Source organism: Methanobrevibacter millerae (assembly GCF_001477655.1).
Lineage (GTDB): Archaea > Methanobacteriota > Methanobacteria > Methanobacteriales > Methanobacteriaceae > Methanocatella > Methanocatella millerae_A.
In genome coordinates, this window is sequence record NZ_CP011266.1 from 755,903 (window position 1) to 778,751 (window position 22,849).

The following is a 22,849-nucleotide window of genomic DNA, read 5'->3' on the forward strand; positions in this document are numbered from 1 at the left end:
TGTAGTGATAATATGAATGAAATTGATGTATTGATTGAAGCTTTACCTTACATTAAAAAGTTTCATAATAAAAAGATTTTAATCAAATATGGTGGACATGCTATGATTGATGATGAGGCAATGACTTCCACCGCCCGTGATACAGTATTGCTTAAGTATGTTGGGATGAAACCGCTCATTGTTCATGGTGGAGGTCCGGAAATCTCCCGTTCTATGGATAAGTTAGGAAAAGAACCAAAATTTATCCAAGGTTTAAGAGTAACTGATGAAGAAACAATGGAAATTATTGAAATGGTGCTTGCGGGTAAAATAAGTACTGAAATTGTTTCAGAATTAATCAAGCATGATGGTGATGCAATAAGTTTATCAGGTAAGGATTCCAGTTTGATTTATGCTCATAAAAAAGGATCAAGTAAAATCGAGGGTATTGAAGAAGAGGTTGATTTAGGTTTGGTTGGTGAAGTTGACCAAATTAACTCTGATTTGCTTGAAATGTTAGTAGATAATAATTATATTCCTGTTATATCTCCAATTGGTATTGCAGAAGATGGAACTAGCCTTAACTTAAATGCAGATACTGCTGCAGGTGAAGTTGCAAGTTCTGTGGGTGCTGAAAAGTTAATTATTTTAACTGATGTTCCTGGTGTCTTAAGAGACCCTTCAGATCCTAGCACATTAATTCAAAAAATCAGAATCAGTGAAATACCTCAATTAATTGAAGAGGGCATTATTTCCGGTGGAATGATTCCTAAAATCGAAACCTGTGTCAAAGCTATTGAAAATGGTGTAAAATCTTGCCATATCATTGACGGACGTAAGGAGCATGCAATGTTGTATGAAATCTTTACTACAAATGGTATCGGTACAATGATTTTTGAATAGAATTTTTGTTGATTGGGATAATTTTCCCTTTTAATCTTTTTTTTACTGTATTGATTTCTATCTAATTTAAATATATGGTAATTTAACATTTAATTTGAAGGTTTTATTATCTATATAAAATCATATTGAATGTTGTATTACTTTCAAAATATAAAAAAATAAGTTTTTCTAGATTTTACTTGGATAATTTTTGCCTTTAGGTCATGGCTGATGTATTTGGTGGTTGAAATTTTAATGATATATACTAAGTGTAATACAACAAAATATTTAAAGTTAGATTAATTTCTAACTTTATTTATTTCTGAAATTGTTTTCTTAATTCTCTTCTGAGTAATTTCCAACCATTTACTCTTGGAAGCTCATCTAAATCGTAAATTTTACGAGGTACTTTATATCGAGATAAATTTTCACGGGCATAATTGATTAAACCTTCATGGTCAGGTTTATCTTTCCATACTACTGCAGCTACTGGCATTTCTCCCCTGTGAATATCATCAATACTGAAAATAGCTATTTCCTTTAGTTTAGGATATTTTATTAATACTTCTTCAACTTCTGTTGGATAAATTTTCCATCCGCTCATCACTATCATGTCTTTTTTACGGTCAGTAATGAATAAACGGTTATCTTCATCCAAATACCCTATATCTCCTGTTAAAAACCAACCATCATCTAAAAATGATTCAATAGTTTGTTTTTCTCTTCTCCAATATCCTTTTGCAATTGCAGGACCTCTTAATGCAATTTCGCCTTGTTCATATTTTTCTAAAGTTTTTGTCGGGTCAATTTCATCAACAATTTTCACTTCAGAAAAACAAACTGGATGGCCTACACTTTCAAATCTATCTGCTTCACGATAATCTTCCGGCCTTATTACAGTTCCTGTTCCGATAACGATACTTTCTGACAATCCGTAAGCATTGATGATTGGGATTTGGTATGTTTCATGGAATTCTTTCCATATTTTTTTGTGCAAAGGTCCGCCTCCGCTTATGATTTCACGGACACTTGTTAATTCTTTTGATTTATCCATTGTTGTAAGTGAATGGATTACTGGAGGCATTCCTGTTAAAACAGTTACTTTTTCTTTTTCACATAACTCTATGTATTCATCAAAATTAAACTGTTCTATTAGTATATAATACGCTGCTGCTCTTAATGCGGCTATTGCCCATGAAAGACCAACGTGGGCCATAGGATAAATTCCTAAAAATACATCGTCCTGTTTTAAGGTTAAAACATCACATTCATTGTGTATTGCAGTAAAATAGTTTCCATGAGTTAACATTGCACCTTTTGGCTTTCCTGTTGTGCCTGAAGTATATTGTAATTGGCATAAATCATCCCAATCAGTATCGCGGGCATCCAATACTTCACAATCTTTAAAATCATTCAGATTTTGTGGAATATATGTATTGATATCAATTAAATCTTTTGCATCATCGTCTGTAATCATTAATTTTGCCTGTGAATCAGTAATTATATATTCTAATTCGGATGCAGTAAATACTCTGTTTGTTGGAATGGCTATTGCACCAATTCTCCATACTGCAAAAAGTGAAAATAGATATTCACATGAATTATTTAAATAAATAATTATTCTATCTCCTTTATGAATCTCCAGCGCTTTTAGATTACGCCCAATTTCAGACACTATTGATAATATTTCTCTAGAAGTATATTTTTCTCCAGTTTTAGGATTGAATAAGACTTTTTTATCTAATCTTTGTGAATTTGCATCTAAAAATGTGGTAATGTTTAACAACTAAATCACCTCTTTTAAAATAGCTTCAGTCATTTCAATGGTTTTGGCTTTACCACCTAAATCGGGGGTCAATACTTTCCCTTTGGCAACTATGTTCTCAACAGCTTTATTTATTTTTAATGCAGTTTCTTTTTCCCCCAAATAATCCAACATCATTGCAGTTGATAATATCATTGAACAGGGGTTTGCAATTCCTTTTCCTGCAATATCTGGTGCTGAGCCATGCACTGGTTCAAATAAAGCATTTTCATCACCAAGGTTTCCTGAAGGCGCAAGACCTAATCCTCCAACTAATCCTGCACTTTCATCAGACAATATGTCTCCAAATAAGTTGGTGGATACAATAACATCAAAGTTTTGAGGATTCGTGATGAGATACATTGCAGTTGCATCAACATAAAAGTCTTCTGTTTTTACTTCAGGATACTTTTTTGCAATATTGTAAAATGATTCTTTAAATACACCATCAGTCTTTTTCAATACATTGCTTTTATGAACACATGTAACTTTTTTTTGTTTGTTTCGCCTTTTGGCTAATTTAAAAGCAATATCGGATATTTTTTCACTTGCTTTTCTGGTTATGACTCTTTCAGCTATTACTTGGCTGTCATCACCATATTCGATTTGGCTATATAATCCTTCAGTATTTTCACGTACAATTATAAAGTCAATATTGTCTTTGATGGATTTAACGCCTTTGTATGATTTTATTGGTCTTAAATTAGCATATGCATTAAGTTTTTTTCTTAGATTTATTATTGGGCTTGGTTGACCTGGTGTTGAAGTTGATGCACCGAATAATGTAGCATCACAGGATTTTGCTATTTTAACTGTTTCTTCAGGTAATGTGGTTCCATTTTTATTAAAACATTCAAAACCTGCTTCACCATATTTAAAATTAAAATTTAAATCTAGTTTGTCCAGTAAAAATTCCGCAGATTCCATAACTTCTTTACCAATTCCATCTCCACTTATTATTGCAATATCATACATGATTTCACTTTTTTTGTTCGCATATTATCAAAATACTTTTATACATATAATTATAAAGATATATTTATTTAATAATTGTTATTTTGAGGGATAATATGTCTGAAATAGATGAATTAATTGAAAAGTTAAATGACAAAGATGATTTTGTTGTTGAAGATGCAATTGGTGCATTAGAGCTTAAAGGTGATGAAGCCGTCGATCCATTAATTTCTGCTTTATCAAACAGAAAGAAAAACATTCGTTTACATGCTGCTAATTTATTAGGGGCTATTGGGGATGAAAAAGCTATCAAGCCATTAATCTTAACTTTAAGTGATAATAATAAATTGGTCAGAAGAGAGGCTTCTACTGCTTTAAGTCGTATGGGTCCTGCAGCAGTTGATCCTTTGATTGAAGTATTGGATAATCCTGATTGGAGAGTTAGAGGAGCAGCAGCTTGGGCTTTAGGTAACTTAAATGATGAAAAAGCTATTCCAGCACTTGAAAAATTACTTGACGATGAAAGCGGTTATGTAAAATCTGGTGCTCAAAGTGCAATAGCTACCATTCAAAGAAAAGCTTAAATCTTTTCTTTTTTCTATTTTTTTATAAATATTTTTATTAATGTATATTTTTTAAAAATAAGTTTTAATAGTCTTTTAATTTTATTTAAATGCTTATATATGTTGTTTTGGTTAGTTTGAAGTTACTTAAAATGATAATATTATATAATATGATGTTATATATTATTTATTATAGTTATTTACTTAATTTTTTTGATAAATGATTTTTATTGAAATTGATTTCATATTGAAAAATTGCTCTGAAAAAAACAAAATATATAAAGTAATATGATTTATATTAATCATAAAATTACTTATATTTATATTACTTAAGTATAATTGTTAATTAAATTAACAAACCGGAAAGTAATCCGGGGATAGCTTGGTAATCCTTATACTACTAGAAGTGTAACAGCCCAAGAATTTTTACCAAATCCAACATAATAATTTGGTAAAGTACTATAATGACTAATAGTGTAATTTATAATTATGATGCATGTCCTATCAATAGTGTCAATGATTTGTTAAGTAGGAAATGGATTTTTGGCATTATGAAAGATTTGTTTGCAGGTAAAAAGCATTTTAATGAATTTAAACAAGACAAACCTGAATTGAGTAATGTTGTATTATCAGATAACTTGAAATATCTTGAAAGTAAGGGTTTGATTTACAAAAAAGTCATTGAAGATGATGGCAAAAGAAATACTGAATATTATCTTACAGATAAAGGAAAGAAAATGAATAAAATTTTATATGAAATGGTTGTTTTCGGATTATATGAATTGGAATCTGATTTAAGAACTGATGATTATAAAAATGAAATAAAAAAAGGATATAAGGATATTTTGGATTTATATGTATTCTCTTTTAATTTTACTTTCCAATACATTTTGAGGTATTTCCCTTAGTTTATATTCAAAATCACTAATCAATTCCTCTTTGTCGGAAAAATAACCACTCACGGGTGCTAGATTGTTATTGTGATGTCCAAAGAAATAGGTATTGTATGGCAGATTTAACTTTTCAATCAATTCCATTTCTTCTAAAATCACATCTTTTTCACAAAGCTACTTAAATTCTCCATTTTTAGCCATTTCATCCAGTTTTGTTCCACTAACAATTCCAGTTGTTATTATGGACACCATTTTTGGAGGATATGTATTCAATAATTTTGCGGTTTCGATAACATGCTCATTTGAATAGTCATAGCCTCCAACTCCACCCATTAAAAGTGCAATATATCTTATTCCAGCATTTTTCAGTTTTTTGAGAGTTTCATATTCCTGTTCCTGTGTATCTCCTTTATTCATTTGTTTTAAAACAGGTGGTAATCCGGATTCAAGCCCTATGTATATATCATTGTATTTTGCTTCGGCAAGCTGGTCAATTTCATCCTGTGACTTGTGTATTAAGTTTCTAATTGAGCTTTGACAGCTTATAGTATTTATTTCTGGAAAATATTTCTGTATTAATTCGCTTACTTTTAGCAGTCTCTTTGTTGATAATGCTAGTGGATCGCCATTTGCAACTATTATTCTGGATAGTGTTTTTGGATAATAACTTGATAACTCCTCTAAATCTTCTACAATGTGCTCTTCAGGTGAGGCTCCAAATTTAACTTTATACATATTGCAGAAATTGCATTTGTTCCATGAGCACCCGTAACTGATTTCAACAATAGGAGTATCTGCTTCTAGTGGATGTCTGTAAATTGGTCCTGTATAATGCATATTATCACATATAAATGTCCTCTTGTAAGTTTGCTGTCTAATAATTCAGGCATTTTTTCATCAAGTTCTATAATTTGTTTTTTAATTTCTTTTATCATTTCATCCTTGAATTGGAAATAGTATCCTATTTTGATTAAATTGTGAACATGTCCTCCAAAGAAGTAACAGTCATCATACATTTCTAAATTTTCAATTAATGTTAATTCTTCTTCAACTAATTCTCTTTCGATAGGCTGAATAAACTCCCCATTTAAACTCATTTTATATAATGGAGTATCCTTTTCAATGGAAGTGGAAGTTGTAATAATCATTACAGGTTTATATTTATTTAATAATTTGGATGTTTCAACTGCACTTTCGATACAATTTCCTTTTCCCGCAATTCCTAACATTAGAAGTGCAACATAATCCATATTTGCTTCTTTTAATTTTTTCAATTGATTGTATTCATCTTTTACTGTGTATCCTTTATGCATTTGCTCTAACGTATTTTCATAAGCTGATTCTAAACCAATATATAATCTGTTAAATTTCCTTTGGGTAGTATCTTGTTAGTTCTTCTAAATCTTGCTTAATATCTTCAATTGGAGATATTCCAAATTTTTGAGTATGATACATACTACAAAATGAACATTTCTCCCAAGAGCAACCATATGTAATCTCCAATAAAGGTGTATCCGCTTCTGGCGGAGGTCTGTAAACTGGTCCTGTATAATGCATTTTTTCTCACTCCTATTTCATTATTTAATAAGTAGATATAAAAATTAAAAGGTTATAATTAACTTACTGGTTAGTTTAAACTTACTTCACTTTAAATTTGGAGAATGTTAAATCAAGAATTAAGGTTAGAGTATCATTAATTGCATAATTATTTTAAATCAGGTTATAATATTTCTATTATTTTTATACTTTTCTATCGTTTTTCTATAGTAATTATTGATTTAAAATTATTTTTTTTGAATATTTTTTATTTTTTGGTGATACTTTTTAAACTTAGTATATTTCTTGTTATAAATATTTAAATAATTTAAGTAATATATCTATTTTTTGATACTATGGATTTATTAAAGCATGATAATTGCATTCTAGAAAATTTTAAATTTCAAAATGGTGCAGTTCTTGAAAATGTGAATGTGGCTTACTCTACAATGGGAAAACCGAAATATGATGATGAAGGTAAAATTACTAATTTGATACTGCTTTCACATAGTTATGAAGAAAGTTTTGAATCATATTGGGGTAAAGATATTATTTTGAGTGAAGATTTTCTTTTTGATAGAAAAGACTATTTTTTTGTCATTATTATTCCTTTAGGAATTCCAGATTCTTGTTCTCCATCACTAACTAAATTAAATCATAATTTTCCAAAATATACGTTTGAAGACAGAGTAAATTTTAAAAGACAATTTTTAAAAGAGAAGTTTGACTTTACTAAGATTCATGCTATATTAGCAAATAGTGTCGGTGGTTATGAATCATTAGTTTGGGCATATATGTATCCTGATGACATGGAGTTATTGATAGTGCTATCTGTTACTTATAGAATACGTGGTGATAATTATATTGTTGCATTAAGTATTAAGGAGATTATTGAATCTAATGAAAATTTCTATGATGAAATTTATGATAACTCACTGATTAAGATGATGCTTCCTTTATTTAAATTATGTTATATTAATTCTATTCCTAAAAATAAATTATTCTATTCAGATCATGATGAGATTGATATGTTTTTAGCAGATTTTGAGGATAGGTCTCTTTTTAGGGATATCTATGATTTTTATTATGTAAATGAATTATTGATTAATTATGATATTGAGGATAAATTGTCTAATGTCAAAGCCAAAACTCTTGTAATAGGAGATACTAATCATATATATTATGATTTTGAAACAGATATTTTACCTTTCAAAGAATTAATAAAGGATTCAACTGTTGTTTCTGTGTGTTTAGAACGTAATGTTGATGAAAATGGGGATTTTTCTGATTATTTAAATAGTTTAAAAAACTTTTTAAATTAAACTGTGATTTTCTCATGGATTCAATTCATAATACTTTTTTGATAACTCTCGGAGTGTAACTTTTAGTTTTTCTTTTTCTTCATTTGTATATTCACTAAATATTTCATCTTCGATTTGATTAATGATTTTTACAAATTCCTTTGTTACTTCTTTTCCTTTTTCAGTAATTTTCACGATGTTTTTACTTTTATTTTTAGGGTCTGGGAAAATTTCAACCAAATTCTTATTTTCAAGTCTTTTTAAAGCTTTAGTGACACTTCCCCCATGAATATTTAGCAGTTGTGAAATGTATGATTGGGGTATGCTTTTTTCTGTGTTAATCACGATTAAAAAATTTGCCTGATTTAGTGTAATGTCTAAATCTTTGAACTGTTTATTTAGGGCAACTATACAAATGTCAGATAATTTTAAGATTATAAATTCAAAGGGAGTATTTTTCAGCTCTTTATTAGGCAATTCAGTTATGCTTTTAAATTTCATATTTAAAAGTATTTCCTAGGAAACATTTAAATATTTTCACCAATTAAAAAAAATTATATGAAAAGATATTCTCGTTATATTGTTTATTTAATTTCTTTGTTTATCATATCTCTTGGCGCATCCTTGTCTATCAAGGCTAATTTAGGCACATCTCCTTTAATTTGCATTCCATATGTCTGCAGTCTAATTTCTAATTTGAGTGTTGGCACAACAAGCTTTTTATTTAGTGTTCTACTTATTTTAATTCAGGTTATTCTTCTTAAAGGAGGCTTTGAGAAAAGGCAATACTTGCAATTGGTTATCGGAACTATTTTTTCTGTCTTCATTGATTTTACATTATTTTTAGTTGATTTCTTAAATCCCACGGATTATTTTTCACAATTGGCTTTATTAATTGTAAGTTGTGTTGTCATGGCTTTTGGTGTTTTACTTGAAATTAAAACGGAAGTTGTTTATATTCCGGGGATGGATTCATTGTAGCTATTTCTAAAGTATTGAAAAAGGAATTCGGAAAAGTCAAACCCTACTGTGATGTTTCATTTGTAGTTGTAGCCACAATATTATCTGTTGTCTTTTTAGGATATTTGGCGGGTGTTCGTGAAGGAACAGTGATTTCAGCAGTTATAATAGGACCCATTGTTAGAGTATTTAAAAAATATTTGGATGGTTATGTTGATTTGCTAATTTAAATATTCAAGCTTTCAGTGTAGTTTTCTAAAATTTCATTTTTTATATCTTTCTTTAATTTGCTGCATTCTAATTCATTTAAAGAAAATACGCTCAGTTCATATAAAATCTTGTTTGTTTTAAGGCCCTTTTCCAATAAAATATATGATGTTTTGTTTCGTGTTTTCAGTTCGGATTTTTCTTTTTTTATCAGTTCCATTTCTTCCATATATTTCAATGTTTGTGATAATACATGATTGCTTAATGTAGGATTTGATTCCTGAAATTCTGTAAAATGTTTTTTTCCTCTAAACATATCCATTAAAATGCATAGAACCCATTTTCTTGAGAAAAAATCTAGGGATTCACTTACTGGACAGATATCTTCTATATTCATATTAATTTTTTTGTTAATATTATTATAAATTAATTTAGTAATTTTAAAATTACAGATTCTTTTTAAGCAAGGACTTCAATTATTAATATCATGAGATTTAATATTGATGAATATCGTGCTGTTGAAAAAGCGGCAGAAAAGTTTGTAAAAAGTGTAGCTGAAGGCAATAGTGAATATGCAAAAGAATTATTCATTGATGAAGCAGTATTGTTCGGTTATTTGGATGGTGATTTGGAACATGGATCCATACAACAGTTCTATGATAATGTGGATAGTGTAGCTGCTGGAGATGAATTCAATGCAAGAATTGATGTGCTTCTTTTAGAAGAAACCTTGGCTGTTGTAAGAGTTCTTGAAGAAAGTTGGGGTGGGCGTATTGATTTTACGGATGTATTGTTGATGTTAAAAATGGATGGTGAATGGAAAGCGGTTGCAAAAGCTTATAACCAAAATTCAAACACAATCCAATAACTTTTTTCTTTTTTTATTGTCTGCAGGTATCTATTAATTATATATTTAATTGATTAGATAAATTAATGTATAATTAATTAATGCTGAGGATATGAATAATAATCTAACAATTTATGATTTAAACTTTATTTTACATAAAAAAATTGACTTTTTCGATTTGGTGGATTTGCATTCTAGAAACTGGTATTTTCAGGATTTCATGAATAATCTGCGGAAATTTCAACAAAAGTCCTGCATCAAACATTAACTGAATTGGAATCTGTCGGATTGATTGATAAAAAAATTATCCAAGAAAAACCTAAATTAACTGAATGTTCCTTAACTGAAAAAGGAAACTTTCCAAAAAGTTAATAAAAGAATATTATTCTTATATTGATATGATTTCTTCAGATTCTAACGAAAAAAAGAAAATATTCAATAAAATAAAAGATTTATAGGTGTTTAAAATGCATTATACTGGAACAGTTTATAGGAACCCGTATGAACCTCCTTCACCATTGCTTGAAATAACTCAAGGATGCAGCCATAATAAATGTAAATTCTGCAATATGTATTCAGCAGTAAAATTCAAGCCTTCTCCTATTGAATGGATTGAAGAGGATTTAGCAGAAATTGCATCAATGTATCCTAATACTCATAGATTGCAACTGTTGAGTGCTGATCCTTTTGTATTGAGCTTTGAGCAGCTTGATGAAATTTGTGATTTGGTCCATAATTATTTGTCTGATATTGAAATCATGACAATGGCCGCACGTGTTGACAATATTAAGGATAAAACTGTTGAAGAGCTTGAAATTCTTAAGAGCAAAGGAATTGTTGAGTTAAATCTTGGAGCTGAAAGCGGTGATGATTGGACACTTAAACGAGTTAATAAAGGTTATGAAAGTAAAGATATTTTAAAACAGTGTTCTAAGCTTGATGAGGCTGGAATTGATTACTGGTTAACTTTTTTAAATGGTCTTGCAGGTAAAGAACATTCAAAAGATCATGCCATTAATTCTGCTAAAATATTTAGCCAGTGCAATCCTACGGTTGTTGGAACTGGAGGTTTGGTTTTGTTTGAAGGAACTGGATTGCTTGCTCAATATAGGCAGGGCAAATTCAACCCATTATCTGAAAAGGGTTTGATGGAAGAGTTAAAATTGTTCATTGAAAATTTGGATTTTGATGGAAGGTTCATCACTCACCATACATTTTCAATGAATTTAAATAATTCAAACTTTAAAGAAAATAAACAGAGAATATTGGATTCGCTTCAACATGGAATTGATAATTTGGATATGGATAGATTAACTCAAATAAGAAATAATAAAAGGAGTTTATAAATGAATATTGTAGCATTGATGGGTTCTCCTAGAAAACATGGAAATACTGACAGATTATTGGATGAGATGATTAATGGAGCTATTGATAACGGTCATGATGTTGTAAAATACTGTGTTGGAGATTTGGATGTTCATCCCTGCAAAGGATGTGGTGCTTGCACTTTAGGAAATGACTGTGTATTTAAAGATGATGGATTTGAAATCACACACCAAATTGCAGATGCAGAAGGATTAATTGTATCCACACCAATATATTTTGGTCAAATGACTGGTGATTTGAAAGTTCTGCTGGATAGGATGTTTGGAATAACCAATAATCCATTAATTCATACTTCAGGTAATGTTGCATTAATCTTTACTCATTTGGGTCCTGAAGGATATTATGACCCATATATTGAACTTACAAAAATACAGCCATTTCAAATGAATATGCACTACAAAATTGTTGATGTTTTGGATGTCGGCGATTTGGGAGATGTGCAAATGCAACCAGATAAGTTAAAAGAAGCTTATGAAATAGGAAAAAAATTTTAGGGGATTATTATGGATGATTCAAATTTCATGACAACAAACCGTTTGGAAGCATTTTATGATGCAATCATAGCTATTATTGTAACAGTTTTGGTATTGGAATTGCCTCAGCCAGCTTCCCCCGCGATAGAATCAATATGGGCTATTAAAAATTCTTATTTTGCATACTTTATAAGTTTCTTAATGTGTACAAATCTTTGGCAATACCATCATGTAATAATATAATCATGTCGATAAAATTGATTCAAGAATCATTTGGCAAAATATTGTATTATTGCTGTTTGTTTCATTAATACCTTATCTTACGGTATTTGTCTCACAAAATCCATTTTCATTACTTGCTCAGGTTTTATATGGTTTGGATTTTATCATAATTAATATAATTTTATTCATAATGGCTAAATCATTGGTGAGTATTAATGAAAGTAAATATTTAAAAGAAGTATTGGATTTAAAAAATGCAGTTTTAATCCCATCAATTTTATTTATAATTGGCTTTGTCATTGCATTTTTAGGTTATCCCGTTGCTATTAGCATATGTTGTTTGTTTACAATTATCCGGTCAATATATTATTCATTAAAAAATTAATTTTTAAATTTTTCATGTGTTGACATATAAAAAATAATAATTTAGGGTGAGTATCACCCTAAGCTTCAGCTTCTTCTTTTTTATTTACAATAACTAATTTTTTGTTTTCTTCATCGATTTCCATTACTATTGGTTCAGCTTCGTATGCGCCAGTGTCTTTTTCTACACATTCATTGATTTTAGATTGTATTGTTCCAATGTCTTCAGTATCGATTAAGTCAACGATTTCTAGTTGTTGTTGGAATCTTTCAACACCTTCAAGGGGAACATTTTCTACGAATGGAATAGCACCTGTTGCACCAATAATTTTCTTTTTATCAGGATCAGCACCATTTTCGTGCAATGCTTTGAAACTTTGACCGGTAATATGTCCTTGCACTTCAGCACCTGCTAATATTAAGAAACGAATATTTGGGTTGGAAATAATGTTTGCTACAACTTTTTCAATTCCTAAGTTTTCTGTTTTACATGGGCCTGCAATAGCTGCTCCGGATAATTCCGCTTCAATGTGTGAAGCTAATGTGGTTACTGCAACAGGACTTTCCGGATCGCCTACAACATAATCTCCACTGATTACTGGCCAGCCATCTGCAGGAGATTTCTTATCAGCCATTTTATTAATCCTCCATATAATTTGATATTTTATTATATGATAATTTAATTAATTTAAATCTTTTGTCACTTATGTGGTGTGATTTGAAGATTTTCAACTTCTTTTTTAAATTTTTTATTAAATAATAATATAAACATGAATCCAATAGCTGATCCAATGTTCATTCCAATTATTGATCCTAAATAAACTCCAAATACTCCCATATTGAGGATTATTCCAAGTAAATATGCAAAAAACATACTTAAAATCAGTTCTCTTAAAACGGTCAATCCTAAAGATTTGAATCCTGAACCTATGCCCTGATAGGTATATGCTGCAGTTGCACCGAATGGTATTAGAACATTATAGAAAACGAGTAGTTGCAATATTTGTGATGACCTTGTAACTAATTCAATATTTCCTGATTGAAAACTAAACAGTTCACATAATGGGTATGCAAAAATAAAGAAAATGGCAGATATTATCAGTGTAATAATAAAACTTAGTATTGTCGAATATTTTATAGTTATATCGAAGTTTTTTACATTTTTTGCACCGTAAGCTATTCCAGATACGGTTATTGTAGCTATTCCTATTGCCATACAGGGTAAAAATATGATTGAGATATATCTCCAGGCTATTGTAAAGGATGCTACTTCATTAACTCCGGCTGTCATTATGATTAAATAGTTAAAAACTATTGCAACAATGGAAAAGATTATCTCTTCAAAACTGGCTGGAAGTGAAACTATGAGTATTTTTTTGTATATTTCGAGATTTCTTTTGTAATATTGAATTTTAAATTTAAAATATGTGTCATTTTTGATGTATATCCAGTATAGCATCCATATAAATCCAATTAATGATGCAAGTATTGTTGCCACTGAAGCTCCAAATATTCCTAAATTGAAAAAATATATAAAAATTGGATCTAGTATCATGTTTAAAATTGCAGTAAGCATTAATGGTTTTGTTGCTCTTTTCACATCTCCTTCGGCTCTAAAAATACTTGAAGTAGTATTGGGCAGTAAAAATACGATATTTAATAAAAATAGTATTTTTCCATAATCAATGCAATATGACATAACATCTTTAGCACCAACTAAGATAATTATATCGTCAAAAAAGAAAATGCCTATCATTAAAATGATAATTGAAACTAGGAATGTTAAGATTATTGTATGTAAAACTGCATTATTTGCATCTTCAAACTTGGATGCTCCAACATATCTTGAGATTAATGAATTTCCTCCGGCTCCGATACCGCTTCCGATGCCAATTAAAACCAAATATAATGGTGATATAAATCCTAATGCAGCTAATGCATCAATATTAATTCCTGAAACCCAAAAGCTATCAATTAAATTATTTAAAAACATTAAAAGCAATGAAAAGATTGTAGGCATGGCTAATTTGTTTATTGCTTTTTTCGGGTCTCCCGTAATAGTTTCTATATTTTCATTTATTTCCATTATTGATATTATATATTATAGTTATTTACTTAATTTTTTTGATAAATGATTTTTATTGAAATTGATTTCATATTGAAAAATTGCTCTGAAAAAAACAAAATATATAAAGTAATATGATTTATATTAATCATAAAATTACTTATATTTATATTACTTAAGTATAATTGTTAATAAAATTAACAAACCGGAAAGTAATCCGGGGATAGCTTGGTAATCCTTATACTACTAAAAGTGTAACAGCCCAAGAATTTTTACCAAATCCAACACAATAATTTGGTAAAGTACTATAAATTGTATTTAATCATTGAATGTTTCGAAAATAAAAAAGAAAAATTGATGATGTGAAACTGGTATTAATAAGGAAAAGGATTTCACTAAATTAAAATCCTTTTTTATTCTTATTTTTAAGGGTTACAATTATTGCAAGGACTGTAGCCTTGATTGATTGCCTCATTTCTTGATGAAAAAGTCACTTTATTTTTTTCAGACATTTTTCCCACAGATTTGCAGGTTGGATAATGGAATTTGTGGCTGTTTAAATTTCCAATATATGTTCCTGCGGCACTTGATGAAGTATCCTTTGATGCACTGGATGTGGTGTCTGTGCTTGATGATGTGTGGCTTGCAACATGGGTGTTGTCTCCAGCCCAATCATATGGATAGAATTCACTTGGTGGCATGTACATTATTTCAGCAAGACCTTCTTTTAGAAGCATTTCATTTAAATTCTTACCGTCTACAATTACCACAGCCAATGTCCTTCCGTATTTGTCAGTGTTTTTTGAATTGTCTATATCAATACTAACTTCTTTGTTCAAACATAATTTTTTAACAAAATATGTTGAAGCATCTGCACCTTTAACTCCTTTTTCTGGGGTGTTTACTCCAACTAAACGAACTTTCCCAACACCTTCAACAGTAATAGTATCGCCGTCCGATACTTTTGTGCATAACCCAGTTTTTTCTGCATGGCAATTAGTGTCACTGTATTTGCTTAAAATGTCATTTAATGATAATGGTGTATAATCAGACACGCTCTTGTCATGTGAAAATCCGGTTCCAGTATATGCCGTAGCAGTGCTCATTACACCAGCAATCATTAATACAACAAACATGATAAATAAAATGTTTTTATCTAGCGTTTTCATAATTTATTGTTAGTATGTTGTTGTTATTAAATATTTGGTGTCTGCTCGGCAAGGCATAAATGGCATATTGCATTGGGGTTGTCTTTTTGATTGTCTTTTACAGGACAGTAATATTTTCCTTTCTCTTCGCTCACTTTTAAATTTCCTGGAAACTCACTGCCTACAGGGTGTATTGGTTCTTCTAAAATAAATGTGGTGTAAAGTGATGTTATCACATAAATCAATGGAAATTTGTCATATTTATCATTGGCTGATTTTTCTTTTTCAAATGTTAATTCAAGCAGGTGGAATGAATTTTTCAATGAGGTTATATCTATTTCACTTTCCATATCATCATTATTTTCCCGCACTTCTTTCATGCGCATAATGAAATGCTTTATATAGATTTTCAAGTATTTTTCTCTATATTGTGATTGGATATATTCTCCATCTTTTCTCATTCTCGCTGTAGCCATCATTAAATCATAAGCGGATATGATTCCAGCATATTTTTTTAAGATTACCATGAGGTCATTTTTTGATATTCTTCTATTTCTCATGATGTCTTGTAGTTCAGTTAATATGTCTTCGGCTACCATGATTATGTATTTTTTAATTTCTACTTATTTAATCTTAACAATATTTAAGTAATATTATTTTCAAATATTATATTAATATGATAACTATTACAAGAAAGGAAGAAGTTGTTTTAAATCAAATTAAAATATTTGATGTTGAATTTGAAGGTGATATTCATATGGATGCTCTTAAAAAAGAGCTTTGTGTTGGAAGTTTTCATGAATATGATTTGGTTCAGGTTCTTAATTCTCTTTCAAATAAAAAAGCAATATCATTTGATGGTTCTAATATTAAGTTATTGGTTTCAGATAAGGAAATTAATACTGTAAATTCCAAAAAAGATTTGGAAGAATTGGAATTAAATTTAAAGGAAAAAGAATCTTTTGAATTAATAAAAACATTGGTGAATGATAAAAATTTAGTTTCAAAATATATTTTGGAAGGAAACTTGCTTTATGGTGATTTAAAATTGACTAATTTTAGAATGTATCATATTATTTTATCTCTTGAAAATAAAGGATTATTGAAACATATTCATAAGTCTGACGGAGAATACTATCTTTTGGTTGAATAATATTTTTTACTAAAATCTTATTATTCAAGTATTATTATTTTTACTTTTTTTCATAATATTTATATAATATTAAAATCGAATATATTAATTATAATAAGTCTGAATTAAGGTTATTTTTATGATGAGAATAAGTATGTCATTACCTAAAAAATTACTTGCTGATTTTGATGAAGTGTTAAAAGAAAGAGGTTATCAATCCCGTTCCAAAGGTATTCGTGATGCACTTCAAGATTATATTGTCCGTTATCAATGGATGAATTCAATGGAAGGGGAAAGAATCGGAATTATAACAATTATCTATGATCATCATTATACTGGAGTAATGGAAAATCTTGCTGAGATTCAACACAGTTTCAGAAATGAAATTAATACGAGCATGCATATCCATATGACAGATAAATATTGTATGGAAATTGTTGTAGTTAATGGTGATATTGCAGAGATACGTGAGTTGACTGAAAGGATAATGAGACTTAAGGGTGTCGAACACGTAAAACTAACAAGTACTGCTAATGGGGAAGAATTTAATGAACCTGATGGACATTCACATGCCCATCATCATCACTAAATACTTTTATTTTTTCATGAAATTTCAAACAACATCCTATCATTTTGATTTATTGAAAGATAATGATAGGGTATCTTCTTTTTTTGAAGCCATCAGTCAATATGATTCAAGCACTGATTTAGCTTATGATTTGGGTTGTGGATCAGGAGTATTGTCCTATTTTTTAAAGGATAAATTTGATGAAGTAATATCTATTGAAATAGATTCAGATGCAAGCAAATGCGCATCTAATAATCTGGAAAAATTTGAAAATGTAACTGTTATAAATGAAGATGTTTTAAATCATGATTTTACTAAAAAAGCAGATTTAATTGTTTGTGAAATGATGGATACTGCCTTGATTGATGAGGAAGAGGTTCAGGTATTGAATCATGCTCGAAATTTCCTTAAGGAGAATGGTGAAATCATTCCTAAGGCTATTGTCAATATTGCAGAATTGGTTCATATGCAAAGGCATTATATTCATTGGGATGAAAATGCTTCCTATGAAATATTGTCTGACTCTATAAATTACTCGAAAATTAATATGATGGAAGAAATCAATCCGAATTTTGAAAAAAACATTGAATTTAAAGTAAATAAAAATCATATAGCTAATGGGATTAAAATCACTACAGTTACCATTCTTAATGATGATGTGGTATGTGGACCAACGCCAATGTTCAATCCTCCATTATTGGTTCCAATTGATGAAATTAATGTTAAATGCAATGATTTAATTAATGTAAAATTGAAATATATTATGGGACAAGGTATTGAAACTATTGAAACTAAAATATTATAGGTGATTTTATTTCTTTTAAAAATGAATTAAAAAATTTTCTTGAGGATTATAATAAATTAATCATTTTGGGAATTGGTAATGAACTTAAATATGATGATGGTGTAGGTCCATTTATTATCTCTAAGTTAAATAAATTAAATTTAAATGAAAATGTATTGCTTATTAATGCTCAAACTGTTCCTGAAAATTTCACAGGAAAAATTAGGAAAGAAAATCCTAGCCACATCATTTTAATTGATGCATGTCTTATGGGTTTAAATCCTGGGGATTATAAAATAGTTAATAATGAAGATTTTTCAAATATCGGAATTTCAACTCATTCAATGTCTTTGTCATATTTTGTTAAATTTCTAAATAACGATAATATTTTATTTATAGGTATTGAACCCCTGCTGTTAGAATTGATTGACCAGGATTCATTGGGTGTGCTTGGAGCAGATGTGATGGATTTCAATGGTAAATTAACAGAAAATGTTGAATATAGTGCAAATGAAATCGTAGGTTTATTGGAGGAGTTATTATGAAAATTTTATTTATTGGGTCACGTTTATATGATGATGTTGATTTTTACGTAAAACAAAAGGGTATAGAGAGTATTTTAACAGAATCAAATGAAGAAGCTATTAATTTGGATTTACCTGACCAGGTTTTTATTGTTCCTAGAGGTATGGATGGTCCAAAACAAATAGCAGTAACTCAAAATGTCGATGCTGTAGTTCCATTGATTGGAATTGATCCTCCATTAATCCAGGTCGCAGAAATGAAAGAAGAATTAGAAAATGATTATGGAATTCCGGTAATTGCCGCTGATGTTCGTGCAGTTGAATTAACATCTAATAAAATCAATACTAAAAAATTCTATAATGAAATTGGAGTAGCAACCCCTGAATATCAAATTTTAAACAGTCCTGAAGAGTTAACACTAGATTTTCCTGTTGTTTTAAAACAGGGTGCAGGACAAGGTGGAAAAGATATTAAAGTTGCAAAAAACATTGGTGATGTTGAGGATTATTTCAAGGAATTTTCACAGGCATTATGCGAAAAATTCGTAGAAGGATCTGAAATTTCAATTGAAGTTTTAGGATATAATGGCGAGTATGTAGCACTTCCGCCAATTTATAAAGGTGAAACTACTATTGAAGGAACACACCCATTGAATAAAGTTAAATTAGGGCCTTGTTTAATTAACGGTTTAGATAATATTCTTATACAGCAAACTGCATATAAGGTGGCTAAAAATTTAAACTCTGACGGCATATTTGAAATGGATTTCATGTATTCTCATGTTGATAATCAGTTGTATGCCATTGAAGTTAATACAAGACCTAACGGTACAAGATATTTGACCAATGCTACATGTAATGTAAATTCATTATGTGAATTAATTAACATGGCTTGTGGTGATTTCAGCTTAAAGAATGTATTTGATAGGATTGAATATTATTATTCTACTGAAATTCCTATTGGAAATTACGAAGGGCCTGAAATTAAAGAACCAGTAAAATCGTTTAGTAATAACGATTTCATTGTTCATGGTCCTGAAGGTTATCAGAGAATTACTATTCGTGCTAAATCTAAAAAAGAACTAAAAAAATTTACTGATGATTTATATTTATGATACAATTATATAGTATTAAGTAATAAAATATTATTAGTTTAAAATGTTGTGTGATTTTAATGAATATCGAAGAAATGTTAATTCTCTTTTTAATTACTTTAATTGCATCAATATTCTTTACATGGTATGTTAAAAGGATATTGCTTAAGGCAAAAATTGCGGATAATCCTATTGTCAGTGAGCATAGACATAAAAGCGGTACACCAACTATGGGTGGTATTGCATTTCTGTTTTCCATTTCTTTAGTTTTTTCACTTTATTATCAGAATACACAAATTTTAATTTTTTCATTTATCATGCTTGTAGGCGGAATTGTTGGTATGGTAGATGATTTGATTGGACTTAAAATTAAGGAAGTTCAAAAAGTTGTTGTTAATATTTCAAAGGAAGTAATAACCTTAGGTAGATTGGATGTTGAACCTCAGGAAGAAGTTAGGGTCGCAACTCCTAAGGCCAAATCTGAAGTTGATAAATTATTGCAAGATGGCAAGGTTGAGGTTGTTGGTGAAGTTCCAATTAAAACAGAACCTGAAGAGCTTGAAAAGATTATTTGTCAAATTGTCATTGGTCTACTTTTAGGATTGACTGGAGCAATTACAACTTTGGGCGGATTTGAATTAGGCATATTTGCTATTCCAGTTGTCATTATTGCTGTTTTAGGTTGTATAAACTCTGTTAATTTGATTGATGGTATGGATGGTCTTGCAGCAGGAATCATTGGAATCGCTTCAGTATCATGTTGTATTTATGGTTATCTATTTGGTCAAATGAATGTTATTATGCCATTTGTAATTTTAGCAGGTTTATGTTTAGGATTTTTAGTGTTTAATAAATATCCTGCTTCAATATTTATGGGTGATACAGGATCATTTGTATTGGGTACGGGTTATGCTGCTGCGGTTTTGTTATCTGACATGCCTTATTTCGGAGTTCTTGCATTAGGTGTACCTATCTTGTCTGTGATTGTTAGTTTACTTCACAGAGCTCATATTATTAAATTGCCTGTAGAACCGTTACATCATACATTAAACCATTATGGAATGTCTGAAGTAAAAATTATATTGACTTATTGGGGTACTACAGTTTTATTATGTGCAGTTGGTATTCTTGCTAAAATGTACATATTCTAATTTTTTTATTTTTGGTGTTTAAAATGAAAATTGATGAATTGGCTAATTCTATTAATGGTAAAATATTTGGTAATGATGATTTTTTTTCAGGTCAGGATTTTACTGGTCGATTTACTTTATTAAATGATGCTAAAAAGGGAGATATTGTTATAAGACATTGGATTAATGGAAAAGGTATTGAAATCGCTTCTGATAAAAATATTGCATGCATAATTACTCAAAATCCTAAGGATGGTGCAATCGAAACAGCAAATGAATTAAATTTTCCGTTAATAATAACTGATAAAATTGAATTGGCCAATGCATATGCTTTAAAATGGACTGTTAAAAAATATTCTCCGGATTCCGTAAATATTGTTATCACTGGAACTAATGGTAAATCTACAACTTCACATATGATATATCATATTTTGAACAGTGCAGGTTATCATGTATTTACAAATACGGATAGTGAGTCTGAATTTAACACTTTAATAGATCCTATGGTTTCAAAATTAATTTCTGATGAGGTATCTGCAAATGGAGATTTGGATTATTTGGTTATTGAAGTTTCTGAAGTACAAGGGTGGTTAGGAAGTCTTATGAAAAATCATGCTTCTTTAATGTCAAATGCTTTAAATCCTTCAGTAGGTGTCATTACAAACATTGCTATGGATCATATAGGTTTAGTTAATTCCATAGATGAAGTCTATGATGAAGTTTCTGCGGTTCCTCAATCTATTGGTAATGGAATTACTATTTTAAATTATGATGATGAATTGGTCAGAAAATTGGAAGCTAAAAATCCGTTTTATTGGTCAATGGATAATAATTCCTGTGAACTATATTTTAATGATGGAATTTTTTATAATGGTGATTTGATAATTAAAAAAGAGGATTTACCTTTTTCAAGCAATCATTTTGTTCAAAATATTTTATCGGCTGTTGGTGCTTGTATTAATTTGGGGATTGATTTAAATCAAATTAATGAGGGAGTTAAAACGTACAGGGCACTTAATAGACGTTTTGCTAAATTGAATGATGAACCCTTAATCATTGATGATTTTGCACATAATCCTGATGGAATTAAGAATACTATTAAAGAAACTATTAAATTAGTCAATGGTTCTCAAAAATTGCATGTTGTCTGTGCTATTAGGGGATCTCGGGGTGTTGAAATCAATCAATTAAATGTTGAAGCTTTAGTCGAAGTTTTAAATGAGGATATTAATTTATTTTTATCATCAAGCAATGATGTAGTCAATGATTTAAATTATGTCACTCCGGATGAGCGAAAAGTATTTTTTGATATTTTAAATCAGAATAATGTAAGTTATACTCATTTTGATAATTTGGTTGATTGTCTTTGTGAAGTTTATGGGCTAGCCGATAAGAATGATATAATATTATTGATAGGTGCTCAGGGAATGGACCCTGCCGAATCATTACTTAAAAATATTCTATAAATTTAAATATCATATTAATTAAAGATAATAATGAATAGATTTTATATTCTTGTGGATATAATCTAAGAGGATAAAAACATGTTTATAAAAATTAGAAGAGACACATTAATAATTTTATTATTAGCGTTTATTTTGATTCTTTGTGGTCGTTTAATTACTTATGTAGCATTTGCCTCATCTACCGAGGTTAGTGATGGCGTACCTATTTCAGGAATCATTGTTAAAGGTAATGATATTGTTCCGGTTGATACAATTAGAATGAATGTCATGCAGGCAGGATTCCGTGATGGTAGTATTATATATGGTGATATCTTAAAAACGTCTAAAAGAGAGGTTTCTCTGAAGGATGCGATACAAACGGCGCAGGAATTTGTTAAAGAGTCGACAGTTCCGGGTACATCGGTTACTCCTATTACGGCAGCTGATGTTCAGGTAGATAAAAATACTGGAATTGTTACAGTAACTGTTATTGAAGACTTTTCAACTGTAAAATTAGATAATAAAACAACTTAGAGGGATGGGCTTTGAAAAGATTAAAAATAATTATTATTTCTTTTATAATTTTACT

Annotated in this window: 29 protein-coding genes and 1 pseudogene; 19 read left to right on the plus strand and 11 right to left on the minus strand. The window is 29.6% G+C overall.

The window, feature by feature from the left end:
* Nucleotides 1-12 precede the first annotated feature (12 nt).
* The gene (argB, locus tag SM9_RS03175; RefSeq protein WP_058738761.1) at nucleotides 13-882 is read left to right on the plus strand and encodes an acetylglutamate kinase; all 870 of its coding nucleotides are present in this window, start codon (nucleotides 13-15) and stop codon (nucleotides 880-882) included.
* Nucleotides 883-1,177: 295 nt separating this feature from the next.
* Here argB and SM9_RS03180 read toward each other — a convergent pair whose 3' ends face one another.
* Both SM9_RS03180 and aksF read right to left on the minus strand, forming a co-directional pair.
* A complete protein-coding gene (locus tag SM9_RS03180; protein WP_058738762.1) occupies nucleotides 1,178-2,647 on the minus strand; it encodes a class I adenylate-forming enzyme family protein in 1,470 nt (489 codons plus the stop codon).
* Nucleotides 2,648-3,640, minus strand: coding sequence for a homoisocitrate dehydrogenase (aksF, locus tag SM9_RS03185; protein ID WP_058738763.1), 993 nt, complete (start codon nucleotides 3,638-3,640; stop codon nucleotides 2,648-2,650). It lies immediately after the preceding gene.
* A gap of 95 nt (nucleotides 3,641-3,735) precedes the next feature.
* On the opposite strand from aksF, the gene SM9_RS03190 reads away from it, so the two are divergent.
* Nucleotides 3,736-4,203: a HEAT repeat domain-containing protein gene (locus SM9_RS03190; RefSeq protein ID WP_058738764.1), complete on the plus strand. Its 468-nt coding sequence runs from the start codon at nucleotides 3,736-3,738 to the stop codon at nucleotides 4,201-4,203.
* 443 nt (nucleotides 4,204-4,646) lie between these two features.
* Complete coding sequence (locus tag SM9_RS03195; RefSeq protein ID WP_058738765.1) at nucleotides 4,647-5,090, plus strand: winged helix-turn-helix transcriptional regulator; 444 nt, start codon at nucleotides 4,647-4,649, stop codon at nucleotides 5,088-5,090.
* A 159-nt stretch (nucleotides 5,091-5,249) separates the two neighbouring features.
* Here SM9_RS03195 and SM9_RS03200 read toward each other — a convergent pair whose 3' ends face one another.
* Genes SM9_RS03200 through SM9_RS03210 form a run of 3 tightly spaced genes read right to left on the minus strand, consistent with a single transcriptional unit; the run spans nucleotide 5,250 to nucleotide 6,632 of the window.
* A complete protein-coding gene (locus SM9_RS03200) occupies nucleotides 5,250-5,912 on the minus strand; it encodes a radical SAM protein (RefSeq protein ID WP_058738766.1) in 663 nt (220 codons plus the stop codon).
* Entirely contained in the window at nucleotides 5,876-6,388 is a 513-nt protein-coding gene (locus SM9_RS03205) for a radical SAM protein (RefSeq protein WP_058738767.1), read from the minus strand. Before SM9_RS03205 ends, SM9_RS03200 begins: the two co-directional genes overlap by 37 nt.
* Nucleotides 6,389-6,437: 49 nt before the next feature.
* A complete protein-coding gene (locus tag SM9_RS03210; protein ID WP_058738768.1) occupies nucleotides 6,438-6,632 on the minus strand; it encodes a radical SAM protein in 195 nt (64 codons plus the stop codon).
* Nucleotides 6,633-6,967: 335 nt separating this feature from the next.
* Between SM9_RS03210 and SM9_RS03215 the strand changes: the two genes are divergently transcribed.
* On the plus strand, nucleotides 6,968-7,933 hold the full coding sequence (locus SM9_RS03215) for an alpha/beta hydrolase family protein (RefSeq protein ID WP_058738769.1): 966 nt from the start codon (nucleotides 6,968-6,970) through the stop codon (nucleotides 7,931-7,933).
* Nucleotides 7,934-7,945: 12 nt separating this feature from the next.
* Here SM9_RS03215 and SM9_RS03220 read toward each other — a convergent pair whose 3' ends face one another.
* Complete coding sequence (locus tag SM9_RS03220) at nucleotides 7,946-8,413, minus strand: MarR family winged helix-turn-helix transcriptional regulator (RefSeq protein WP_058738770.1); 468 nt, start codon at nucleotides 8,411-8,413, stop codon at nucleotides 7,946-7,948.
* A 57-nt stretch (nucleotides 8,414-8,470) separates the two neighbouring features.
* On the opposite strand from SM9_RS03220, the gene SM9_RS03225 reads away from it, so the two are divergent.
* Both SM9_RS03225 and SM9_RS12470 read left to right on the plus strand, forming a co-directional pair.
* A complete protein-coding gene (locus SM9_RS03225) occupies nucleotides 8,471-8,893 on the plus strand; it encodes a YczE/YyaS/YitT family protein (RefSeq protein WP_058738771.1) in 423 nt (140 codons plus the stop codon).
* Between the two features lie 14 nt (nucleotides 8,894-8,907).
* Nucleotides 8,908-9,102, plus strand: a complete 195-nt coding sequence (locus tag SM9_RS12470; protein WP_058738772.1) for a hypothetical protein — start codon at nucleotides 8,908-8,910, stop codon at nucleotides 9,100-9,102.
* On the opposite strand, the gene SM9_RS03235 is transcribed toward SM9_RS12470, so the two are convergent.
* The gene (locus tag SM9_RS03235; protein ID WP_058738773.1) at nucleotides 9,099-9,476 is read right to left on the minus strand and encodes a winged helix-turn-helix transcriptional regulator; all 378 of its coding nucleotides are present in this window, start codon (nucleotides 9,474-9,476) and stop codon (nucleotides 9,099-9,101) included. The genes SM9_RS12470 and SM9_RS03235 overlap by 4 nt on opposite strands.
* Before the next feature lie 90 nt (nucleotides 9,477-9,566).
* Here SM9_RS03235 and SM9_RS03240 point away from each other — a divergent pair, with 90 nt between their 5' ends.
* The 5 genes from SM9_RS03240 to SM9_RS03255 all read left to right on the plus strand — a co-directional run bounded on the left by SM9_RS03240 (nucleotide 9,567) and on the right by SM9_RS03255 (nucleotide 12,028).
* Nucleotides 9,567-9,947: a nuclear transport factor 2 family protein gene (locus SM9_RS03240; protein ID WP_058738774.1), complete on the plus strand. Its 381-nt coding sequence runs from the start codon at nucleotides 9,567-9,569 to the stop codon at nucleotides 9,945-9,947.
* 216 nt (nucleotides 9,948-10,163) lie between these two features.
* Entirely contained in the window at nucleotides 10,164-10,298 is a 135-nt protein-coding gene (locus tag SM9_RS12570) for a winged helix-turn-helix transcriptional regulator (protein ID WP_083495820.1), read from the plus strand.
* A gap of 95 nt (nucleotides 10,299-10,393) precedes the next feature.
* Complete coding sequence (locus tag SM9_RS03245; RefSeq protein ID WP_058738775.1) at nucleotides 10,394-11,272, plus strand: radical SAM protein; 879 nt, start codon at nucleotides 10,394-10,396, stop codon at nucleotides 11,270-11,272.
* Complete coding sequence (locus SM9_RS03250; RefSeq protein ID WP_058738776.1) at nucleotides 11,273-11,806, plus strand: flavodoxin family protein; 534 nt, start codon at nucleotides 11,273-11,275, stop codon at nucleotides 11,804-11,806.
* 9 nt (nucleotides 11,807-11,815) lie between these two features.
* Entirely contained in the window at nucleotides 11,816-12,028 is a 213-nt protein-coding gene (locus SM9_RS03255; protein WP_058738777.1) for a TMEM175 family protein, read from the plus strand.
* 473 nt (nucleotides 12,029-12,501) lie between these two features.
* Here SM9_RS03255 and mtrA read toward each other — a convergent pair.
* From mtrA to SM9_RS03275, 4 genes and pseudogenes are all read right to left on the minus strand, one after another.
* Nucleotides 12,502-13,005, minus strand: a pseudogene (gene mtrA, locus SM9_RS03260) (tetrahydromethanopterin S-methyltransferase subunit A); the annotation flags it as partial.
* A 65-nt stretch (nucleotides 13,006-13,070) separates the two neighbouring features.
* Nucleotides 13,071-14,456 carry an MATE family efflux transporter gene (locus SM9_RS03265; RefSeq protein ID WP_058738779.1) on the minus strand — a complete coding sequence of 462 codons (1,386 nt, stop codon included), beginning with the start codon at nucleotides 14,454-14,456 and terminating at the stop codon, nucleotides 13,071-13,073.
* Nucleotides 14,457-14,860: 404 nt separating this feature from the next.
* A complete protein-coding gene (locus SM9_RS11635; RefSeq protein ID WP_157064650.1) occupies nucleotides 14,861-15,604 on the minus strand; it encodes a thermonuclease family protein in 744 nt (247 codons plus the stop codon).
* Nucleotides 15,605-15,630: 26 nt separating this feature from the next.
* A complete protein-coding gene (locus SM9_RS03275) occupies nucleotides 15,631-16,182 on the minus strand; it encodes a DUF2115 domain-containing protein (RefSeq protein WP_058738780.1) in 552 nt (183 codons plus the stop codon).
* Between the two features lie 77 nt (nucleotides 16,183-16,259).
* Here SM9_RS03275 and SM9_RS03280 point away from each other — a divergent pair, with 77 nt between their 5' ends.
* The 8 genes from SM9_RS03280 to SM9_RS03315 all read left to right on the plus strand — a co-directional run bounded on the left by SM9_RS03280 (nucleotide 16,260) and on the right by SM9_RS03315 (nucleotide 22,794).
* Nucleotides 16,260-16,736, plus strand: coding sequence for a hypothetical protein (locus tag SM9_RS03280; protein ID WP_058738781.1), 477 nt, complete (start codon nucleotides 16,260-16,262; stop codon nucleotides 16,734-16,736).
* 118 nt (nucleotides 16,737-16,854) lie between these two features.
* Nucleotides 16,855-17,304, plus strand: a complete 450-nt coding sequence (gene nikR, locus SM9_RS03285) for a nickel-responsive transcriptional regulator NikR (protein WP_058738782.1) — start codon at nucleotides 16,855-16,857, stop codon at nucleotides 17,302-17,304.
* A gap of 16 nt (nucleotides 17,305-17,320) precedes the next feature.
* On the plus strand, nucleotides 17,321-18,088 hold the full coding sequence (locus tag SM9_RS03290; RefSeq protein WP_058740299.1) for a methyltransferase domain-containing protein: 768 nt from the start codon (nucleotides 17,321-17,323) through the stop codon (nucleotides 18,086-18,088).
* A gap of 65 nt (nucleotides 18,089-18,153) precedes the next feature.
* Nucleotides 18,154-18,612 (plus strand): hydrogenase maturation peptidase HycI, encoded by a 459-nt coding sequence (gene hycI / locus SM9_RS03295; protein WP_083495821.1) that lies wholly within the window; start codon nucleotides 18,154-18,156, stop codon nucleotides 18,610-18,612.
* Nucleotides 18,609-19,706, plus strand: coding sequence for an ATP-grasp domain-containing protein (locus SM9_RS03300; protein WP_058738784.1), 1,098 nt, complete (start codon nucleotides 18,609-18,611; stop codon nucleotides 19,704-19,706). The genes hycI and SM9_RS03300 overlap by 4 nt, the downstream gene beginning before the upstream one ends.
* A 59-nt stretch (nucleotides 19,707-19,765) precedes the next feature.
* Nucleotides 19,766-20,836: a glycosyltransferase family 4 protein gene (locus tag SM9_RS03305; protein ID WP_058738785.1), complete on the plus strand. Its 1,071-nt coding sequence runs from the start codon at nucleotides 19,766-19,768 to the stop codon at nucleotides 20,834-20,836.
* Between the two features lie 23 nt (nucleotides 20,837-20,859).
* Nucleotides 20,860-22,281, plus strand: a complete 1,422-nt coding sequence (locus tag SM9_RS03310; protein ID WP_058738786.1) for a Mur ligase family protein — start codon at nucleotides 20,860-20,862, stop codon at nucleotides 22,279-22,281.
* A gap of 78 nt (nucleotides 22,282-22,359) precedes the next feature.
* Nucleotides 22,360-22,794 (plus strand): hypothetical protein, encoded by a 435-nt coding sequence (locus tag SM9_RS03315; protein WP_058738787.1) that lies wholly within the window; start codon nucleotides 22,360-22,362, stop codon nucleotides 22,792-22,794.
* Nucleotides 22,795-22,849: the final 55 nt, after the last annotated feature.

Bases quoted from the DNA above. Each gene is read 5' to 3' on its own strand.
- SM9_RS03255 (WP_058738777.1), top strand. From the start codon at position 11,816: ATGGATGATTCAAATTTCATGACAACAAACCGTTTGGAAGCATTTTAT.
- SM9_RS03300 (WP_058738784.1), top strand. From the start codon at position 18,609: ATGAAAATTTTATTTATTGGGTCACGTTTATATGATGATGTTGATTTT.
- SM9_RS03280 (WP_058738781.1), top strand. From the start codon at position 16,260: ATGATAACTATTACAAGAAAGGAAGAAGTTGTTTTAAATCAAATTAAA.
- SM9_RS03215 (WP_058738769.1), top strand. From the start codon at position 6,968: ATGGATTTATTAAAGCATGATAATTGCATTCTAGAAAATTTTAAATTT.
- SM9_RS03305 (WP_058738785.1), top strand. From the start codon at position 19,766: ATGAATATCGAAGAAATGTTAATTCTCTTTTTAATTACTTTAATTGCA.
- SM9_RS03195 (WP_058738765.1), top strand. From the start codon at position 4,647: ATGACTAATAGTGTAATTTATAATTATGATGCATGTCCTATCAATAGT.
- SM9_RS03315 (WP_058738787.1), top strand. From the start codon at position 22,360: ATGTTTATAAAAATTAGAAGAGACACATTAATAATTTTATTATTAGCG.
- SM9_RS03250 (WP_058738776.1), top strand. From the start codon at position 11,273: ATGAATATTGTAGCATTGATGGGTTCTCCTAGAAAACATGGAAATACT.
- argB (WP_058738761.1), top strand. From the start codon at position 13: ATGAATGAAATTGATGTATTGATTGAAGCTTTACCTTACATTAAAAAG.
- nikR (WP_058738782.1), top strand. From the start codon at position 16,855: ATGATGAGAATAAGTATGTCATTACCTAAAAAATTACTTGCTGATTTT.
- SM9_RS03265 (WP_058738779.1), bottom strand. From the start codon at position 14,456: ATGGAAATAAATGAAAATATAGAAACTATTACGGGAGACCCGAAAAAA.
- SM9_RS03220 (WP_058738770.1), bottom strand. From the start codon at position 8,413: ATGAAATTTAAAAGCATAACTGAATTGCCTAATAAAGAGCTGAAAAAT.
- SM9_RS11635 (WP_157064650.1), bottom strand. From the start codon at position 15,604: ATGAAAACGCTAGATAAAAACATTTTATTTATCATGTTTGTTGTATTA.
- SM9_RS03210 (WP_058738768.1), bottom strand. From the start codon at position 6,632: ATGCATTATACAGGACCAGTTTACAGACCTCCGCCAGAAGCGGATACA.
- aksF (WP_058738763.1), bottom strand. From the start codon at position 3,640: ATGTATGATATTGCAATAATAAGTGGAGATGGAATTGGTAAAGAAGTT.
- SM9_RS03225 (WP_058738771.1), top strand. From the start codon at position 8,471: ATGAAAAGATATTCTCGTTATATTGTTTATTTAATTTCTTTGTTTATC.
- SM9_RS03290 (WP_058740299.1), top strand. From the start codon at position 17,321: ATGAAATTTCAAACAACATCCTATCATTTTGATTTATTGAAAGATAAT.
- SM9_RS03275 (WP_058738780.1), bottom strand. From the start codon at position 16,182: ATGGTAGCCGAAGACATATTAACTGAACTACAAGACATCATGAGAAAT.
- SM9_RS03240 (WP_058738774.1), top strand. From the start codon at position 9,567: ATGAGATTTAATATTGATGAATATCGTGCTGTTGAAAAAGCGGCAGAA.
- SM9_RS03200 (WP_058738766.1), bottom strand. From the start codon at position 5,912: ATGCATTATACAGGACCAATTTACAGACATCCACTAGAAGCAGATACT.
- SM9_RS03245 (WP_058738775.1), top strand. From the start codon at position 10,394: ATGCATTATACTGGAACAGTTTATAGGAACCCGTATGAACCTCCTTCA.
- SM9_RS03190 (WP_058738764.1), top strand. From the start codon at position 3,736: ATGTCTGAAATAGATGAATTAATTGAAAAGTTAAATGACAAAGATGAT.
- SM9_RS03205 (WP_058738767.1), bottom strand. From the start codon at position 6,388: ATGCATAAAGGATACACAGTAAAAGATGAATACAATCAATTGAAAAAA.
- SM9_RS03310 (WP_058738786.1), top strand. From the start codon at position 20,860: ATGAAAATTGATGAATTGGCTAATTCTATTAATGGTAAAATATTTGGT.
- SM9_RS03235 (WP_058738773.1), bottom strand. From the start codon at position 9,476: ATGAATATAGAAGATATCTGTCCAGTAAGTGAATCCCTAGATTTTTTC.